Annotated in this window: 11 protein-coding genes; 7 read left to right on the top strand and 4 right to left on the bottom strand. The window is 40.0% G+C overall.

Going from position 1 to position 17,015, the window contains the following annotated elements:
- Positions 1 to 24: 24 nt before the first annotated feature.
- The 5 genes from secDF to OB69_RS16775 all read left to right on the top strand — a co-directional run bounded on the left by secDF (position 25) and on the right by OB69_RS16775 (position 5,686).
- Positions 25 to 3,060 carry a protein translocase subunit SecDF gene (gene secDF, locus OB69_RS16795; protein WP_053224920.1) on the top strand — a complete coding sequence of 1,012 codons (3,036 nt, stop codon included), beginning with the start codon at positions 25 to 27 and terminating at the stop codon, positions 3,058 to 3,060.
- 93 nt (positions 3,061 to 3,153) lie between these two features.
- The gene (locus OB69_RS16790; protein ID WP_053224919.1) at positions 3,154 to 3,405 is read left to right on the top strand and encodes a hypothetical protein; all 252 of its coding nucleotides are present in this window, start codon (positions 3,154 to 3,156) and stop codon (positions 3,403 to 3,405) included.
- A complete protein-coding gene (locus OB69_RS16785; RefSeq protein WP_053224918.1) occupies positions 3,402 to 3,815 on the top strand; it encodes a DUF2721 domain-containing protein in 414 nt (137 codons plus the stop codon). Before OB69_RS16790 ends, OB69_RS16785 begins: the two co-directional genes overlap by 4 nt.
- Positions 3,816 to 4,042: 227 nt before the next feature.
- Positions 4,043 to 4,498 (top strand): MarR family winged helix-turn-helix transcriptional regulator, encoded by a 456-nt coding sequence (locus OB69_RS16780; protein WP_053224917.1) that lies wholly within the window; start codon positions 4,043 to 4,045, stop codon positions 4,496 to 4,498.
- A gap of 174 nt (positions 4,499 to 4,672) precedes the next feature.
- Positions 4,673 to 5,686: a threonine aldolase family protein gene (locus OB69_RS16775; RefSeq protein ID WP_082338218.1), complete on the top strand. Its 1,014-nt coding sequence runs from the start codon at positions 4,673 to 4,675 to the stop codon at positions 5,684 to 5,686.
- 20 nt (positions 5,687 to 5,706) lie between these two features.
- Here OB69_RS16775 and OB69_RS16770 read toward each other — a convergent pair whose 3' ends face one another.
- The gene (locus OB69_RS16770; RefSeq protein WP_053224915.1) at positions 5,707 to 6,234 is read right to left on the bottom strand and encodes a DinB family protein; all 528 of its coding nucleotides are present in this window, start codon (positions 6,232 to 6,234) and stop codon (positions 5,707 to 5,709) included.
- A 265-nt stretch (positions 6,235 to 6,499) separates the two neighbouring features.
- Between OB69_RS16770 and OB69_RS16765 the strand changes: the two genes are divergently transcribed.
- Complete coding sequence (locus tag OB69_RS16765) at positions 6,500 to 7,372, top strand: lysophospholipid acyltransferase family protein (RefSeq protein ID WP_053224914.1); 873 nt, start codon at positions 6,500 to 6,502, stop codon at positions 7,370 to 7,372.
- Between the two features lie 69 nt (positions 7,373 to 7,441).
- Here the strand turns inward: OB69_RS16765 and OB69_RS16760 are convergent, their stop codons facing one another.
- Positions 7,442 to 9,946: an ABC transporter permease gene (locus tag OB69_RS16760; RefSeq protein ID WP_053224913.1), complete on the bottom strand. Its 2,505-nt coding sequence runs from the start codon at positions 9,944 to 9,946 to the stop codon at positions 7,442 to 7,444.
- A 463-nt stretch (positions 9,947 to 10,409) separates the two neighbouring features.
- Complete coding sequence (gene htpG / locus OB69_RS16755) at positions 10,410 to 12,302, bottom strand: molecular chaperone HtpG (protein ID WP_053224912.1); 1,893 nt, start codon at positions 12,300 to 12,302, stop codon at positions 10,410 to 10,412.
- Between the two features lie 301 nt (positions 12,303 to 12,603).
- Here htpG and OB69_RS16750 point away from each other — a divergent pair, with 301 nt between their 5' ends.
- On the top strand, positions 12,604 to 13,755 hold the full coding sequence (locus OB69_RS16750) for a DUF4221 family protein (protein WP_185096919.1): 1,152 nt from the start codon (positions 12,604 to 12,606) through the stop codon (positions 13,753 to 13,755).
- Between the two features lie 10 nt (positions 13,756 to 13,765).
- Here OB69_RS16750 and OB69_RS16745 read toward each other — a convergent pair whose 3' ends face one another.
- Positions 13,766 to 16,909, bottom strand: coding sequence for a T9SS type B sorting domain-containing protein (locus tag OB69_RS16745; RefSeq protein ID WP_053224910.1), 3,144 nt, complete (start codon positions 16,907 to 16,909; stop codon positions 13,766 to 13,768).
- Positions 16,910 to 17,015 lie beyond the last annotated feature (106 nt).

The following is a 17,015-nucleotide window of genomic DNA, read 5'->3' as shown; positions in this document are numbered from 1 at the left end:
AACGATTAACTAACATACACTAAAATGAAAAATAAGAATACCATAGTCTTTTTGACAGTGATCATTACGGCTCTGTGTCTTTATTACTTAGGAATCACCTTTTTTTCAAGAGGAATCCAGCAAGACGCAGTTAATTATGCTAAGAATGAAGCGGGTGTAATAGACCAGCAAAAGAAACAATCATACCTTGACTCTATTTGGAGAGAGCCTGTGCTTAATATTCTAGGTGCAGAATTTACCTACCAAGAAATCAAAGAATATGAGTTGAACCTTGGTCTCGATTTACAAGGTGGAATGCATGTTACTTTAGAAGTTTCTCCAGTAGCGATTATTGAAGGGCTTGCAGGAAACAGCAAAGATCCACAGTTTAGAGAAGCATTAGCAAAGGCCGATGAAGCGCATAAAACAAACACTCAAACACCATATGCTAGTTTGTTTGAAACAGCTTATGCCGAAGTTACCTCAGGTGGCCAGTTAAGTAAAATATTTGCGAACGCTGCTAATAAAGGTAGAATTGAATTTGGATCTACCAATGCAGAGGTAATGAAGGTTATTAACGAAGAGGTGGATAATGCCATCGATCGTGCCTTCCAAATTCTTAGAACTAGAATTGATAGATTTGGTACATCACAACCAAACATTCAAAGACTTCAAGGAACAGGTAGAATTCAAATTGAATTACCAGGTGTCGACAATCCACAAAGGGTAAGAAAACTGTTACAAGGTGTAGCGAAATTGGAATTCTGGGAAGTATACTCTATCAGTGAAGTTTCTCCTACTCTTTCTGCCATCAACGATGCGCTATTAAAAATCGAAGCTGCTGACAAAACCGCGAAGCCTACAACTGATTTGGCTTCTGAATTGAAAGCTGAAAGTGCTGAAGGACAAGAAAACTCTCTTGAAAATGAATTGTCGGGCGACACTACCAATACTGCTGAAGAAGAATTGGCTACTCCAGGTCAATCAAAGTTCTTTGCTCTAATGAAGCAAGGGCCTTACGAAGGCTTTTACTACTCGTTAGAAGATACTGCTCAAATTAACAGGGTGCTTAAGAACCCAAGTATTACAAGACTATTTCCAAGTACTTTGAAATTTTTATGGGGAGTAAAACCTGTTGAGGGAACTGAATTACTTGAGCTTTTTGCAATTAAAATGGGCAGAGGAGGAGAGTCTCCTTTAACAGGTGAAGTAATTACTGATGCTCGTCAGTCGTTAGATCAATTTTCAAGACCAGCGGTAAGTATGCAAATGAACGCCATAGGGGCGAAGAAATGGAGAAACATTACTGGGGCTAATATTCAAAGAAGAGTAGCGATTGCCCTTGACAACTACGTATACACTGCACCAAATGTTAATCAGGAGATTGATGCAGGTAACTCACAAATCAGTGGAAACTTCACTATCGAAGAAGCAGAAGATCTTGCAAACATTCTAAAAGCAGGTTCACTTCCAGCGCCAACAAAAATTGTAGAAGAAGCTGTGATCGGACCAACCTTGGGTAAAGAAGCTCAAAAACAAGGAGTAACTTCAATTTTGGCAGGTTTGGCCATTGTGGTTATTTTCATGATTTTCTATTATGCTAAGGGTGGAATTGTAGCGAACGTAGCTTTGCTTTTCAACATCTTCTTTATTCTTGGAATCTTGGCCAACCTAGGTGCGGCCCTTACTTTACCGGGTATTGCAGGTATCGTGTTGACCATTGGTATGTCGATTGATGCGAACGTACTTATTTTCGAAAGAATTAGGGAAGAAATGCGAAACGGTATTCCTGTTTTGCAAGCCATATCTTCGGGTTACCAAAAAGCTTACAGCTCTATTATTGATGCCAACGTAACTACATTCCTAACAGGTGTTATTCTTTACGTTCTGGGTCAAGGTCCATTGAAAGGATTTGCCGTAACCTTAATGATCGGTATTATCTGTTCATTCTTTTCAGCGGTATTTATTACTAGAGTTATCATTACCTACATGACTAAGAAAGGAAATGATAGCAAGCTTAGCTTTGATACCCCGTTGTCAAAAGGTTGGTTAACCAATGTTCACTTCGATTTCTTAGGTAAAAGAAGATTGGCATATGTAATGTCGAGCATTGTAATTGCAATTGGTATTGTATTGATGGCAACCAATGGTTTGAGACTTGGTGTAGACTTCCAAGGAGGTCGTTCTTATGTAGTGAATTTTGATGAGGCAATGACTGCTTCTGACATTAAAACATCACTTTCTGGAATGGAAACTTTCGCTAATTCAGGTATTGAAGTGAAAACTTACAATACTCCGAATATGCTTAAGATCACTACCTCATATATGATCGAAGATGAGTCGGTAGAAGCTGATGCTACCGTTAAAGCAGCATTGACAGATGCCTTGAGTCAAATTACGAATAAGACATTTGTGGATGGAACGGTTGATAATGTTGAAGCTGGCCAGTTTATCATTGGTGGTTCATCTAAAGTATCTCCAACCATTGCAGATGACATTAAGAATTCATCTCTTGAATCATTCGGTTTGGCTATTTTGGCCATCTTCTTCTATATCCTTATTAGGTTCCGAAGATGGCAATTCTCGCTAGGTGCAATTATCGCCTTGATCCACGATTCATTAATCGTATTATCTGCCTTTGCGATTGCGGGCTTATTCGGAATCAATTTCGAGGTAGATCAGGTATTTATTGGTGCCTTGCTTACCATTATGGGTTATTCAATAAACGATACCGTGGTTGTATTCGATAGAATTCGTGAAAATTTACAGCTTAAGGGTTCTAAAGACCTAGTGGGTACTTTCAACGAGTCGATCAACAGTACCATTAGCCGTACATTGATTACTTCAATGACTACTTTGATTGTGGTAGTTGTCTTATTCATCTTTGGTGGAGAGGTACTAAGAGGCTTCTCTTTCGCTTTCATGATCGGTATTATTGTAGGTACTTATTCTTCAATCTTTATCGCATCACCAATTGTGGTTGATTTGTCTAAAAAGACTTTAGGAAAGGCTGCTGATAAGGAGCAGGAATACGCTAGAGCAAAGGCAAGTGCCAAAGCTTCGGCCACTGCGAATCAGTAAAGTTAATAGTCCGAATACATAGAACTTAAAGGAGTCTCATCGAGGCTCCTTTTTTTATGTGTATGTCGTTACATTCTTCATTAACTTTGAAATATGAAATCTAAGATAGAGAAGCGAATAATGGTAGTTCTAGTGATCGTCACTAGTATCTGTTTGGTGCTACAATATGTAGTAGGAGTCGATAACTTCTCTGATCCCGTGATGGCCAAATACTGGATAGAAATTGTTCTTTACCCTTCAGTATTGGCAGTATTGATCCTAGGTTGGCGCCTCACTTTAGATAAAAAAATAGAGGGGAAAGAGCAGCGTAAAAAGAGACATGAAGACTTAAAACGCGAACATTGAATATAGATATCTCAACTCCAGCATTACTTTTTCCTGCCATTACGCTTTTGCTTTTGGCTTTCACTAACCGTTTTGTAGCCTTAGCTACCCTTGCGCGTGGTTTACGGCAAAGGTATTTAGATCATAATGATCCGCCCGCAACAATACTTGGCCAGATTAAAAATTTAAAAGTGCGCCTTTTGCTAATTCGGAACATGCAGGCGCTCGGAATCGCTAGTTTTTTTTGCTGTGTGCTAAGTATGGTGCTCATGTACTTGCGCGAACAACAAACTGCCGACCTTGTGTTTGGAGCCAGCCTTTTTCTTCTACTTGCTTCACTAACACTTTCCTTTATCGAAACCCAGATTTCTACCAAAGCCCTAAATTTAGAGCTTAGCGATTTAGAGAAAAAGTCTATCAAGAAGGTATAGAGTGCCTTTTTAGCCTGATTGAATTCCTGAAAACCGGATTAAATTCTCATTTCTTGTGTCTTATAAACCATTAAGGGCAGAAGCGTATTAGCTATTCTCAATACTTGCTTAATCAGGGTTTGACTCCATGTTTTTTGCGTGATTGAAAATTTGTGCTCATTTTTTTTATTAAAATACTTGTCTGAACAACTATTTTAAGTATATTGAATTAGATTTACCATCTACTTATGGAATTCGGTAAGACTCTCTTTCACCTGAATAGCAATCTTGGCTATAATCTTTACCGTACTTACCTGCTCTTTCACAGAGAGTTGATAAGGGCGCTGAAGGGGTATTCGGTTACTCCTGAACAATGGCAGGTTTTGATTATGCTTTGGAATCACGGAAGTGTAACTCCAACTGAAATCAGTCGGGTTACACTTCAGGATTTACCCTCAATTTCGCGCATGCTAGTGCGAATGGAGCGTAATGGCTGGATTGTAAAAGAAGGGAATGAAGCAGACGGAAGGTCTTTTCGGGTAAAACTTACTCAGCGTGGTGTGGAGAGTAAGGCAGAAATGATGAAGTCTATGGAGGTGCACTTTGCTAAATTTTTAAAGAGTGTGCCCGCACAAACGAATTACAGTATTAAGCAAGAGCTAGTAAAGCTGCGCACAATGCTAGGAGATTACACACCCAAATAATGACAGACGGTCAGGTCATTTTGGAGCTGGTTCAGCTTCAAGTCTCTAATGTTTAGGTTGAAACGGAGATAATCCGGTTAGGAACATAAGGTTCCTGACCGGGAAATGACTCGAATAAAAACATTTGCACTTCCTCCCTTTTCATCATAGATTCCGATCCTAAAAATTACTCACTTGATAGATTTAAGAAGCGATACTCTGACAAAGCCTACACCTGAAATGCATGCTGCTATGATGGCCGCAGAAGTAGGCGATGATATGTTTGGTGAAGACCCAACCGTAGCTGCTTTAGAAAAAAAGGCTGCCTATATGTTTGGGATGGAAGCTGCACTCTATTGTGCTTCTGGCACCATGACCAATCAAATTGGAATCCGGTTACACACCACTTTACAAGACGAGGTAATCTGCCATAAGTATTCGCATATCTATCTTTATGAAAGTGGTGGAATTATGTCGAACTCTGGGGTTTCTGTTCGTCTTTTAGAGGGTGATCAAGGTAGAATTACGGCCAAAGATGTGAAGGCGGCCATTCAGCCAGACGACATTCATTCACCGGTTTCGCGAATGGTTTCGCTAGAGAACACCATGAATAAGGGCGGGGGAAGTTGTTATGACTTTGACGAAATTTTAGCCATTAAAAAAGTCTGTACCGAAAATGGTTTGGCCTTCCATTTAGATGGCGCCAGGCTGTTCAATGCCTTAGTAGCTAAAAACCAGAAGGCAGAAGATTACGGCAAAGCTTTCGATACGATTTCAATTTGTCTTTCAAAAGGTTTAGGCGCTCCGGTGGGCTCATTGTTATTGGGATCTGCTGATAAAATTAAACGAGCCAAACGTGTGCGTAAGGTAATGGGCGGGGCTTGGAGGCAAGCGGGATACATTGCTGCGGCTGGTTTGTATGCTTTAGAAAACCACATTGATCGCTTGGCAGAGGATCATAAAAACGCCCAAACTATAGCCGATACTTTGCAAGGCTTAGATTATGTGGAAGAGATTTATCCTTGTGAAACAAACATCTTGATTTTTAGAATAAGTGACCGATATACCAACGAATCGTTTTTAGCGAAACTTAAGGAGCATGGTGTTTTGGCTTTTGGTTTTGGCCCTCAGCTTATTCGTTTTGTAACCCACTATGATTTTACCCAAGACCATTTGACGGATCTTTTACAGGTTTTGAAAAAGCTATAAAGGGGAGTTTGAGTATTTTCTCAAACTCCTTTTAAGTAAATCTTGATCAGGTTACGATGGTGATCTGCATGATGAATTGTGAAATACATCATTTCACGTACAGTGATTTTACCTAATAATGGATGGGGAAGAATGAACTCGTCTAGTTGTGCTTCGGTCCATTTATCGAGTTTTTGGTTAATGGATTCGATATTGCTTTGAAGCTGATTGATGAGTTTTTCTTTTTTATTGAAATCAACTTTTTGAGGAGAAAAAGCAGCACTTGCTACGCCACCCAAACTCAGTTTTTCTTTATATCGCTCTACCAATTGATCAAAGGTTTTTGAAGAGCGATTGGCTTTGCCAAACTTAAATTTGACCAGAAATTTAGGTAAACCCATAGCCTGATTTAACGGAGAAGTACTTTTTATCAAATGTTCCATTTGCTGCCCAGCCGACCACTTACCTTCTGGGGCATATTCAAACTCATCTTTAGTGAGTGAATTACAGCTGTTTATAAAGTTTGAATAAGCAGTGCTAAGCCTATTTTTAATTTGATCTTTTTCCATTGTTCTTGTCCTTAGAATGAAGGTAGAACATCTTTCTGTGATGGGCAAAAAAGAAAACCGAGTCATCCTTCTGATTGCTCGGTTTTTCAACTAACTAAAACACTTTGTTATATACCACTTTAACTTACGATGTATTGTTCACTAGTGGATTTAGCAGAATGGAAAATAATTTTAAGTTTCTTTAAATCAATTATTAAGGTTGTTGCGATTGCTTTTATAAGCTTTTTTTGAAGTCTCCAATTTCTCATTTCTCTATCTTTGCGCGATGTTTTTAATCAGGCTTATATCATTGCTTCCGTTTTGGTTTTTGTACGCACTTGGGAAGGTGATTTCTTTTTTGCTCTACTATACTGTGGGCTATCGCAGGTCTGTAATTCGTGAAAATTTAAGCAAAACATTCCCAGGCTTATCGAATAAAGAACGCTTCAAAGTTGAAAAGGCATTTTATATTCAATTCACTCAGGTTTTTATTGAGTCGATTAAGGCTTATCGTTTTAAAAGGAAGGATTGGGAAAAGCGTGTGCCGCTAGTGAATGCTGAGGCGATGCTTGAATATTTAGTTCAAGGGCAACCAGTGATTCTACTTTCGGGCCATACTGCCAATTGGGAGTGGCCAGCTTTTTCTATTGGGCAACAGATAGGGTATCCAATGGAGTTTCTTTACAAGCCAGTTAAAAACCCAAAATTTGATCAGTTAATGATCAACCTGAGAACTCGTCATGGAGGCCGTGCGCTACCTAAGGATTCCGCATTAAGGCAAATCATTAAGCGTAAAAATGAACCAAGAATCATAGGTATATTGGCCGATCAGCTGCCTTCAATTGGAGCAGATAAGTATTGGATTGACTTTCTTAATCAGCCTACGGCTTTTTATACTGGGCCTCAAAAGATTGCTCAAATAGTGAATTACCCAGTCTTCTATTCGGCTACCAGAAGAACATCAGAAGGGCATTATGAGGTTGAATTTATTCCCGTAATGACCCCGCCATACCAGAAAGGAGGGCAAGAAATTGTTCAGAAATTTGCGGAACTGCTTGAAGAAACCATTCGCCAGAATCCTTCTGACTATTTATGGTCGCATAAGCGCTGGAAGTATGATCAAAAGAAGGAAAAAGAGGTGCTTCTGGCTAATAAATAATATCGATAAAGGTGGGGTTGTCGCTATAACTCTCCAAAAGTTTTAAACTTTTGGAGAGTTGGATATTCCCTATTCATCCCTCAATGCCTCAACTGGATTCCTATAAGCCGATTTTAAAGACTGGAAACTGATGGTTCCCCACGCTATAAGTAAAGCGGAACCACCAGCAATAATAAATACCGTAGCGGTTATTGGGGTTTGGTAAGCAAAATCGGACAACCAAGTTTTTACTGCATAATAGGCCAAAGGCGTTGCAATTAGGATTGCAATGATTACCAATTTGGTGAATTCACTACTGAATAGGAGCACAATGTCTTTTACGCTAGCACCCAATACTTTTCTTACCCCTAATTCCTTGGTACGCTGCTCTGAAGTAAAGGCTGCCAGTCCGAATAAACCAATACAGGCAATTGATAAAGCCATTACCGTAAAGATATTGAGCACAGATGTCATGCGTTGCTCGGTACGGAAACTGTTTTCGAAATCTTGATCCATAAAGCTGTACTCAAAGGGAAGCCCAGGTTTTATGGAGGCCAATTCGGTTTTTACTTCATCTAATAGCTTAGACATTTTCTCTCCAGAATTTACCTGAGTTGGATCAACCCGGGCAGAAAGGTAGGAGGTGCCAATATTGTAGAGTTCACCATTGCCTTTATGGGCAATCATTAATGGACTGATGCTCATTCTTAGGCTGTTGTAATTAAAGTCTTCTACCACACCAATCACCTCAAACTTTGGGCTCTCTGAACCTGGGAAGGTAAGGTGTTTGCCAAGCGGGCTATCAATGTCATAGGTTTCGGGGCCACCAAAACCTAAGGCTTTTGCACCAGAAACATTCAGAATAATGGCGTACTTGTCGCTCGCCATGTTATCGTCAAAGTTCCGTCCTACAATAAATTTCGGATTTAACAGGTCGATGTAGTCTTCGTCTACAATCAAACGATTAAGAGTAGTAGGGTTATTTTCGGGGCCTTCGGCTTTGTATTTATCCTCATTATAAATATTTGGGGCTACTAAATCTGAATAACCTACCTGGGTAAATGCGGAGTTTTGTTGCAATCTGTTTTGCAAAGCCACAATACTCGAAGGATCCATGAGCTCCAGATTATGTACCTGAAGAATATTTTCTTTTTCGAAACCAACATTATAATTGGCGGTATAGGTCAGTTGCTTCTGAACAAAAAACGTGGTGATAATAAGGGCTACGGAAATGGTGAACTGAAAAACGACTAAGGTATTTCTAATTCCTTTTCCTCTAAAGCCATTGCTAACTTTGCCTTTTAAGGCTTGAATAGGTTTGAAAGAGGAAAGGTAAAAGGCAGGATAACTGCCCGCTATAAGACCCAAACCCAAAATAAACACTAATATTCCCCCTAAAAACAACGGGTTAGATAGTTCGGCTTGAAGTGAAAGGGTTTTGTTGGCAATTGTGTTGAACGAATTAATGAACAGTTCACAAAGAATGAGTGCAATAGTTGTGGCTGCTAGAGCAAAAATTACAGATTCGAAAATGAATTGGTTAGCGATTGATTTTCTACCTGAACCGAGCACTTTTCTAACGCCAACTTCTTTGGCCCTTCCTGCCGATCGTGCGGTAGAAAGGTTCATAAAATTGATACAAGAAAGCATAAGTACAAGGATTCCTACAGCGCCAAATATTTTGACATAAGCGATATTGCCCGAAGGCCCTATTCTATTTCCTGTAATTGGCGAATACAAGTAGGCTTTGCGAATGGGCTGCATGGTGAGTGTCCACTTTTTACCATCAGGAACAAACTCTGCATAGGATTCGCCAAAGGCACGTTCTACGGCTGGGGCCGCCCACTTTGGCGGAATGGCCTGTAGTTTTTCATTGATTTTTGAGAGATCGGCACTGGGAGCGACTTTCACATAAGTCACAAAGGTTGTCCAAACCCATGTCCATTGACGCGCCTCGATATGACGGTAAGTACTCATCGAAGTCATCATATCGAACTGGATATGGGAGTTAGATGGGATGTCGTCTAAAACAGCCGTTACTTTAAACGACCCCGAGTTTTCGCCTTGTCTTACTTCTAAAATTTTACCCATTGCGTCTTCTTCCCCAAAATACTTGGTGGCCATGCTTTTGGTAATGATAATGCTCAAGGGTTCTACTAAGGCCGTTTCAGGGTTTCCTTCTAAAACAGGAAAAGAGAAAAGCTTGAAGAAATTGGCCTCTGCTGAATAAACTCTTGCTTCTTTAAACGAAACAGGATCACCATTTTTTGGTTCATAAGTGACTAAGTTCTCACCAGAATCATGAATGCGCAGTACCTCCGTAAATTCCGGAATATCTTCGCGAAGTGCTACCGCTACTCCAGGGGCAGTGGAGGCAAACTCCGCATCCCAATCGCCCCAAATTAAGGGTTGGTTAATTCGATATACTTGATCGGCATCTTTGTGGAAGTTGTCATAAGACAATTCTTCTTGAACATAAAGGCTAATTAGTAGGCAGGCGGTAATGCCAATGGAAAGCCCAAGAATATTGAGAATGGTGAATTGTTTGTTTGCGATGGCGTTGCGCCAGGCAACCTTGAACATATTCTTCAGCATGGGAATGAATTTAGGTATTTCTGTTGGTTTGTTTCCAAAACGAGTGCCAAAAGAAAGTAGGGGTTTAATAGCTGAAATGGCTGTTTCTGTAGCACATAGCTTTTTGTTTTGTGCCCTAGAGAACAGTAGTGTGCGGTGACGGACGGTGGGGGTGTGTTGAAGTTAGGATGTGTTGAGGTGTTTGGGTGTTGAAGAGTTGAAGTTAAATTTAGCAGTCATGCTGAGCTTGACTCAGCATCCCTAACTATGATACGCATAAATTTCTCTGTGAGAATTTCGGAGAACCTGCAACAGGAAAGAATCCACCCCAGCCCCGCCAGCGGGGTATATTCGAGGTTCATTAAAGTGTTGATGTTCAACTCTAGCAGTCATGTTGAGCTTGTCTTTAGCCATATCTATAGATACAAAAAGCCTCAATCCATTGCTGAATTGAGGCTTCTGATTTGTTGTATGTTGAATAGAATTACTCGCCTAAAATGGCAGTGCTTCTTTTGATGAAATCGGTAAGGGCTTTGCCTTCTAGCAAGCCTTGAGAAAGTAAAGCCAAATCGAATGCTTGTTTTGCCAAACCTTCTTTGTCGCCTTCTTCTGTAGCTTTGATGATTTTATCTACCAATTTATGGTTTCCGTTTACGGTTACATTGTAGTTGTCTGGCATTGAACCGAACATATTGAAACCGCCTCCGCCTGTTGCTTGCATGTCTTTCATTCTTCGCATAAACTCAGGCATGGTTACAGAAACTGGCGCATCTGATGGCGCTAAAGGCTCAACAGCAACGGTATACGCTTTGTTATTGATCGCCTTATCGAAGATGCCTTTTACGGCTTCTTTCTGCTCGTCATTAATCACCAACTCACGCTTTTCATCTTTGTCAATCAGCTTGTCGATGTTGTCGGCATCTACACGCTTGATTTGCGTGTTCTCCAACTTGGTTTCCATGTGGTTAATAAAGTGGCTGTCGATTGGAGTGTCCAATACAATCACATCATAACCCTTGTCAACGGCATCTGTAATAAACGTATCCTGCTTGGCTACGTTGGTAGCGTAAAGCCAAACTTTATTCTTGTCTTTGTCTACTTGATTGGCTTCAATGTGCGTTCCGTACTCTTCCATAGTAAAGTACTTGCCCGCAGTATTTTTCACCAATACAAAGTCTTTTGCTTTGTCATAGAATTTCTCGTCAGAGATCATTCCGTACTTCACAAAAAGACCGATATCTTCCCATTTGCTTTCGTAAGATTCACGCTCTTTTTTGAAAAGTTCGCTCAGTTTGTCAGCAACTTTTTTAGAAATGTAAGTATTGATTTTCTTCACATTTCCGTCCGACTGTAAGTAACTACGTGAAACGTTCAATGGGATGTCTGGTGAGTCAATTACACCATGAAGTAACATCAAGAATTCAGGCACCACATCCTTCGTTTCGTCAGTAATAAATACTTGACGAGAGTAAAGCTGGATTTTGTTTTTCTGAATTTCGAAATCCTTTTTCAGTTTAGGGAAGTAAAGAATACCTGTAAGTTCGAACGGATAATCTACGTTGAGGTGAATCCAGAACAATGGCTCTTCAGAGAATGGGTAAAGCTCTTTGTAGAAGTTTAAGTAATCTTCGTCTGTTAAGTCATTTGGTGATTTCGTCCAAAGTGGCGTAGTGTTGTTAATGATGTTATCCACCTTAACCGTTTTCCACTTCTTCTTGCCCTCTTTGTCTTCACCGTCTTCAACCTGCTTGTCTTTCTCTCCAAATTTCACTTCGATAGGAAGGAACTTGGCGTATTTGTCTAGCACATTTTGAATTCGAGACTCTTCCAAAAATTCTTCAGAATCTTTGTTCACGTGAAGTGTTATGGTTGTACCTCTTTCTTTTCTTTTGCCTTTAGTAATTTCGAATTCCGTAGAACCGTCACAGATCCATTTGGCTGGTTCTGCACCTTCTTGGTAAGAAAGGGTGTCAATTTCTACGTTATCGGCTACCATAAAGGCAGAGTAGAAACCTAAACCGAATTTACCGATGATTTCTTTGGCATCGCCCGCATCTTTAAACTTCTCTACAAATTCAGTGGCGCCAGAGAAGGCGATTTGGTTGATGTATTTTTTGATCTCCTCAGCCGTCATCCCGATTCCTCGGTCGCTGATGGTAATCGTCTTTTTCTTTTTGTTTACGCTTACTTCTACCCTTACCTCTCCGAGGTCGCCTTTGTATTCGCCTAATGCGGCAAGGCGTTTCATTTTCTGACTGGCATCAACTGCGTTCGATACCAATTCTCTTAAAAAGATCTCATGATCTGAATAGAGAAACTTCTTGATGATTGGGAAAATATTCTCGGTGTGAATCGAGATTGTACCTTTTTCTTGCATGGCTTATTGTCAGTTTTTTTAATCCAAGTGCAACAAGACAAAGGCCATACCAAGCGAAAATGGGTGACAGGGTGGCAGAATTGGCTGAGCGTAATGGAAATTTTGGACTCAAATACCACAAATACATAGCATGATTAGAAAATAGAAATGAGCAAATTATTAATTAAAATAAATATGGATTTATATGGTATTGCTTAACTTGAGGCATAGTTGATTCTTGAAAAAAAGCATAATGTATTTAGTAATCAATAGAGTCGGGTTAATAACTAACTCAAATAAAAAATATTTTTTAATCCTGTTTTTGCTGCTCTTCTGGGCTTGTTCAACACAGAAGGAAAATGTAAATGGTGATGCCTTAGGTAAATTTGAACTTGAGAAAGTAGGGGAAAAGGTTTTTTATTTGGACAGTACGTTGGCTCCCTATAACCAGTCCATCTTAACTTTTGAACAGGACGGAACTACCAAACTGTCCATCTTTAATCATTTGAATGTTAGTGTAAATGTTTTTGATTATTCAACTGGTCAAATAGAAAAGCAGATAGGCTTTCTGAAAGACGGCCCAGATGGAATCGGCCCTATTTCAAATATGGGGCACTTTATGCAGAATTCAGATTCCATATTCTTTTTCAATCATTGGCAAAGCAGGGTACACTTAATGAATGCAAAAGGTGAGAAGTTACGTTCCTATGATGTTGGAATAGGGGATGATAGTGAAGAACAGTCAAAACAAGGGTTTCACATGATGGTGTCACCGATTTCTCAAGCTTTCAAAAATGGTGATCGACTTTTTATTTCTGTCCAGAATGCAGGAGCAAATCCTTTTGATGATCAGCGACTGATCTATATGATTGAGTTGAATTTAAGGACTGGAGAACGAGAGTATCATTCGCTTCCACAACCTTTAATGCTGAATAATTTCTGGGGAGTTTATACTCCATTTGCCTCTTCTTTGGCCTTTAACCCAAATAAGGAACAGTTCAGTTTGAGTTACACTAAAAATCCAGAAGTGGATATTATTTCGATTTCAAATTTGGATAGCATTCAAGAAAGTAAGTCGGTAAAATCTGAATACATGAGAGAGATGAAGCCGCTCCCTAAGCGTAACGATACGCCTACTTTGTATGGCTATAGTTTTAATGAACTTTCCGACCTTACTAATATGCAAGGTTTTTATATGAACTACATTTATGACCCTTATAAGGATGTTTATTATCGGGTAGCGCTTCATGAAAGAACGTCTGAACAATATGAAAAAGGTAAAAGTGGTTTTAGGCTTTCAATAATTGTAGTAGACTCAAATTTTGAGAAGCTTGATGAACTTGAATTGACTGAAGGGTTATATGAATATCAAACTTCCTTTGTAAGCAGAGAAGGCCTACACTTGGCACGTCAAATTGATTATCAGCCAGATGAAGATCAGTTAGTATTTGATGTGTTTTCTTCGAAGAAATAGGAAAACTGACCTACTTATACATCACCACCCTGCCTTTGGTTTGGGCGGCTAGTTCGGGGTTGATAGGGTCAGAGTAATCAATTCTATAGATGTAGGTGCCAGTGGGGAGGTCTTTTCCATCTTGTGTGCCGTCCCATTCTCCACCAGTTTCAGAAATGAAAATGGGCTGCCCCCATCGGTTGAAAATGGTGATTTGGTAATTGACAATGCAAGGAGATATCGGCTTGAAGGTGTCGTTAATTCCATCACCATCTGGGGTGAAAATGTTGGGCACAAATAGCTTAGGGTAAGTTTCTTCCTTTTTGATTTCTTTAGAAATAGTACATCCATTGGCATCAGTTACAACTACCTGATAAGTTCCTTTGCCCAAATCATAAATGGTTGGGGCGTTTACGTTTGGTTGTGTCGACCACTGATAGGTATAAGGTTCGGTACCGCCAGTTACACTAATCGTTATGGTTCCGTCTTGTTGCTGTGGACAAATGGCGACATTGTCGCTTACCCGTAATTGAAGCGGAGCAGGGTCTGCTAGTTCCACATAATGATTCGAAGTACAACCATTTTTGTCCGTTACTACTAAAGTATAAATACCAGCAAAGAGCTTATCAAATAGAGGTTCTGATTGTGTTACATCGTAATTGCTAGCGCTAGTGCTAGCAAAAAGATGATAGGTGAAAGGAGCAGTGCCTCCTTTGGGAATTATGCTCACAATACCGTCAGCTTCTCCGTTACAAAATTTAAATTCTTGCACATCGGCTGTTAAAAGCTGAGGAGATGAGATATCAAAGGTTTGGGTTAAGCTACAGCCAATTGCGTCTGTTACAGTTACTTCATATTCTCCAACGGCCAAATCGCTTACATTCGGTGTTAAATCTTTACCATTGCTCCAGGAAATGGTGTATGGTGCTTTTCCTCCTTGAATGGATACGCTGGCTTTGCCGTCATCGGCTCCAAAGCATGAAAGGTCAGTGGTTTGAATGTCGAAGGATATATCTTCGTAAACCAAAACATTTAGTGCTTCGGAAGTTCCATAGCAAGAGTTTTGAAATAGGGTATAGGATATCTTGCCGTTTGGTTCTGTCCAATTCACTTCAATTTGATTCGTGTTTTGGCCTGAAGTAATTGTGCCACCTACTATGTGCCATTCAAAAGTAGCGCCTGTAATCTGGGGAGTATAATAAGTTTGGTTGGCTTTTTCTTGAAAGCATACTTCGGTACTACCAAAAGGTTTGTCAGGACTTAATTCGTCTTTGGCTTCCAATACTACTGGCAGCTCGATCACGGGAATAGTACAGTTAAACACATCCGACACATATACCCTCACTTTGGCTTGCAGGTTGGGAGCTCCCCAGTTTATGGTTACTGTTTCTTGGTTATCAGGACCTACGATTGTACCTCCTACCACTTCCCAATTATAGAAATAGTCACCGTCTTTTATGAGAGTGTAAACCATATTTTCAGAGAAAGGGCATAGTGAAGTAGGTCCCTCTATACGCTCGGCTTTTATTTCATGTACTTCTACTTCCCGAATTAGAGTGTGGGTAGTTAAACAAATATCTTCATCAGTAAACACCTTAGCCGAAATTCTGTACAGTCCGGCTTCACTATAGGTTTTATTTACATTGATCCCTTCAGCCGTAGTGCCATCACCAAAATCCCATTCAATGTGGTTGTATGTGTTTTCAAGCCCTGGCTTGAGATAATTTAAATTGAATTCTAATTCAGTATTTAGGCAGGCGTCTTCTCGTATCACTCCTAACTGCTGATCGTTGATGGCTACTTCGAAATTCAGGTTATTTAAGTTCTGAAAAGGGTTTTGTCCATAGCTGGTTCCGGGACCAAACCCGTATTCGGTTACGGTAAATTTACCTGTACCAGCTTTCAGTCGATAGGTAATGCCAGGCTCTACTGCTACTGTAGCATAGGAAAAACCGCTATTTCCTATGTGGGTAAAATTAACTGCGCCAGGGCTTGGCGAAATACTGAAATTTGGAGCATCTGCTGTTGGAATTGCAATGTTTAAAAACTGATTAACGATGTTCTCGGTTTCCACAATTTCTACCACAGTTTCTTCAATGCCTTGCTCAAAAGGGGATAAGGTAATTGAAAAAGGAGAGCCCATATTTTCACCTAACCTAAAAGGGGAGAAGGCATCACAACCATCTTGTGAAAATGCTTGTTGGGTTACTAGTATAGGCTTGTCTGCTTCAAATGATAAGGCTAAACCAGAAGGTATGATTTTGAATTTACCTTTGTTCAGTACTTCAGTTGAGCTTGTAAGGTTACTAGTAATTTGAATGGTCGTATTGTCTTCGGTAGCCATGTATTTATACATGTATCTTTTTTCTTCTCTTCCAATAAATGGAGCTAAAACGTATTCTGTTCCAATTGCGGAGAGCGGAGGTAATGATTCTACTATATGGCTACCAGAAGCTGGGAATGGACAAAAACCGAAAGGGCGCTTTTGACTTCCTGTATAAACAATTACAGGGTTGCAGTATATAGGTGGAAGCCCTACTCCTCCTGGTGGTGGGGGCGGTCCATTGCTAGGAACAATGGTTTGATCTTTTGATACAATGATTTCTAAACCGGAAAGATCGCTGGTTGATTCGATGGTATAAGTAGACATGGCGTCAAGAAAAAGAGCTTTTTCGGTTCCATCGGGGTGAATTATTTTCAATACGGATTTACCGCCTGTGGCGATTATGTTTACTTGACTAATGTATGGAGGAGGGCCACCGATAATACCTTCCCAGTCGTCAGCAACGATATAGTGATGCCCTGCTGAAATTAAAGGAGTGGCAATGGTAGCATCGGCACTGAAGCTGCCTGAATTACTAAAAGCAAATATTATTTTATTGTCAGAGATAATCTGCGCAGAGGTATTCGGGTTTTCTCCATTTGAAATTGAAGTCGTAATCAGGTTGATCTGTTCGGTAGTTAGTTTAAAGCTCGATTGACCTACAGGAAGGTCATAGCTTGTACTTTGCTTATTGGCAAAGTTGACTTCAACTGTACTTGGCTTTTCGGCTCTAAAATGGAAATAAACCTCTTTTTGAGGTTCGTCATGCGGAAACAGACTTACATAGAATTCTCTACCCCAACTGTCATTCTGCGCAAAAGCAGTATGGTTTAAAAGGAGTAGAAGAAACAATACATATGTTTTCCTCAATAATAGCACTAGTAGAATCCGATTGAACTGATAAAGATATGGAATCGACCGTCATCTCAAAAGAATATTATTTGATTGAAAAATACTT

The organism is Roseivirga seohaensis subsp. aquiponti (assembly GCF_001267955.1).
Taxonomy (GTDB): Bacteria; Bacteroidota; Bacteroidia; order Cytophagales; family Cyclobacteriaceae; genus Roseivirga; species Roseivirga seohaensis.
This window is presented reverse-complemented; position numbering and strand designations above follow the sequence as displayed.

Coding starts and splice junctions, on each gene's coding strand:
- OB69_RS16790 (WP_053224919.1), top strand. CDS start 3,154: ATGAAATCTAAGATAGAGAAGCGAATAATGGTAGTTCTAGTGATCGTC.
- secDF (WP_053224920.1), top strand. CDS start 25: ATGAAAAATAAGAATACCATAGTCTTTTTGACAGTGATCATTACGGCT.
- OB69_RS16780 (WP_053224917.1), top strand. CDS start 4,043: ATGGAATTCGGTAAGACTCTCTTTCACCTGAATAGCAATCTTGGCTAT.
- htpG (WP_053224912.1), bottom strand. CDS start 12,302: ATGCAAGAAAAAGGTACAATCTCGATTCACACCGAGAATATTTTCCCA.
- OB69_RS16760 (WP_053224913.1), bottom strand. CDS start 9,946: ATGCTGAAGAATATGTTCAAGGTTGCCTGGCGCAACGCCATCGCAAAC.
- OB69_RS16765 (WP_053224914.1), top strand. CDS start 6,500: ATGTTTTTAATCAGGCTTATATCATTGCTTCCGTTTTGGTTTTTGTAC.
- OB69_RS16770 (WP_053224915.1), bottom strand. CDS start 6,234: ATGGAAAAAGATCAAATTAAAAATAGGCTTAGCACTGCTTATTCAAAC.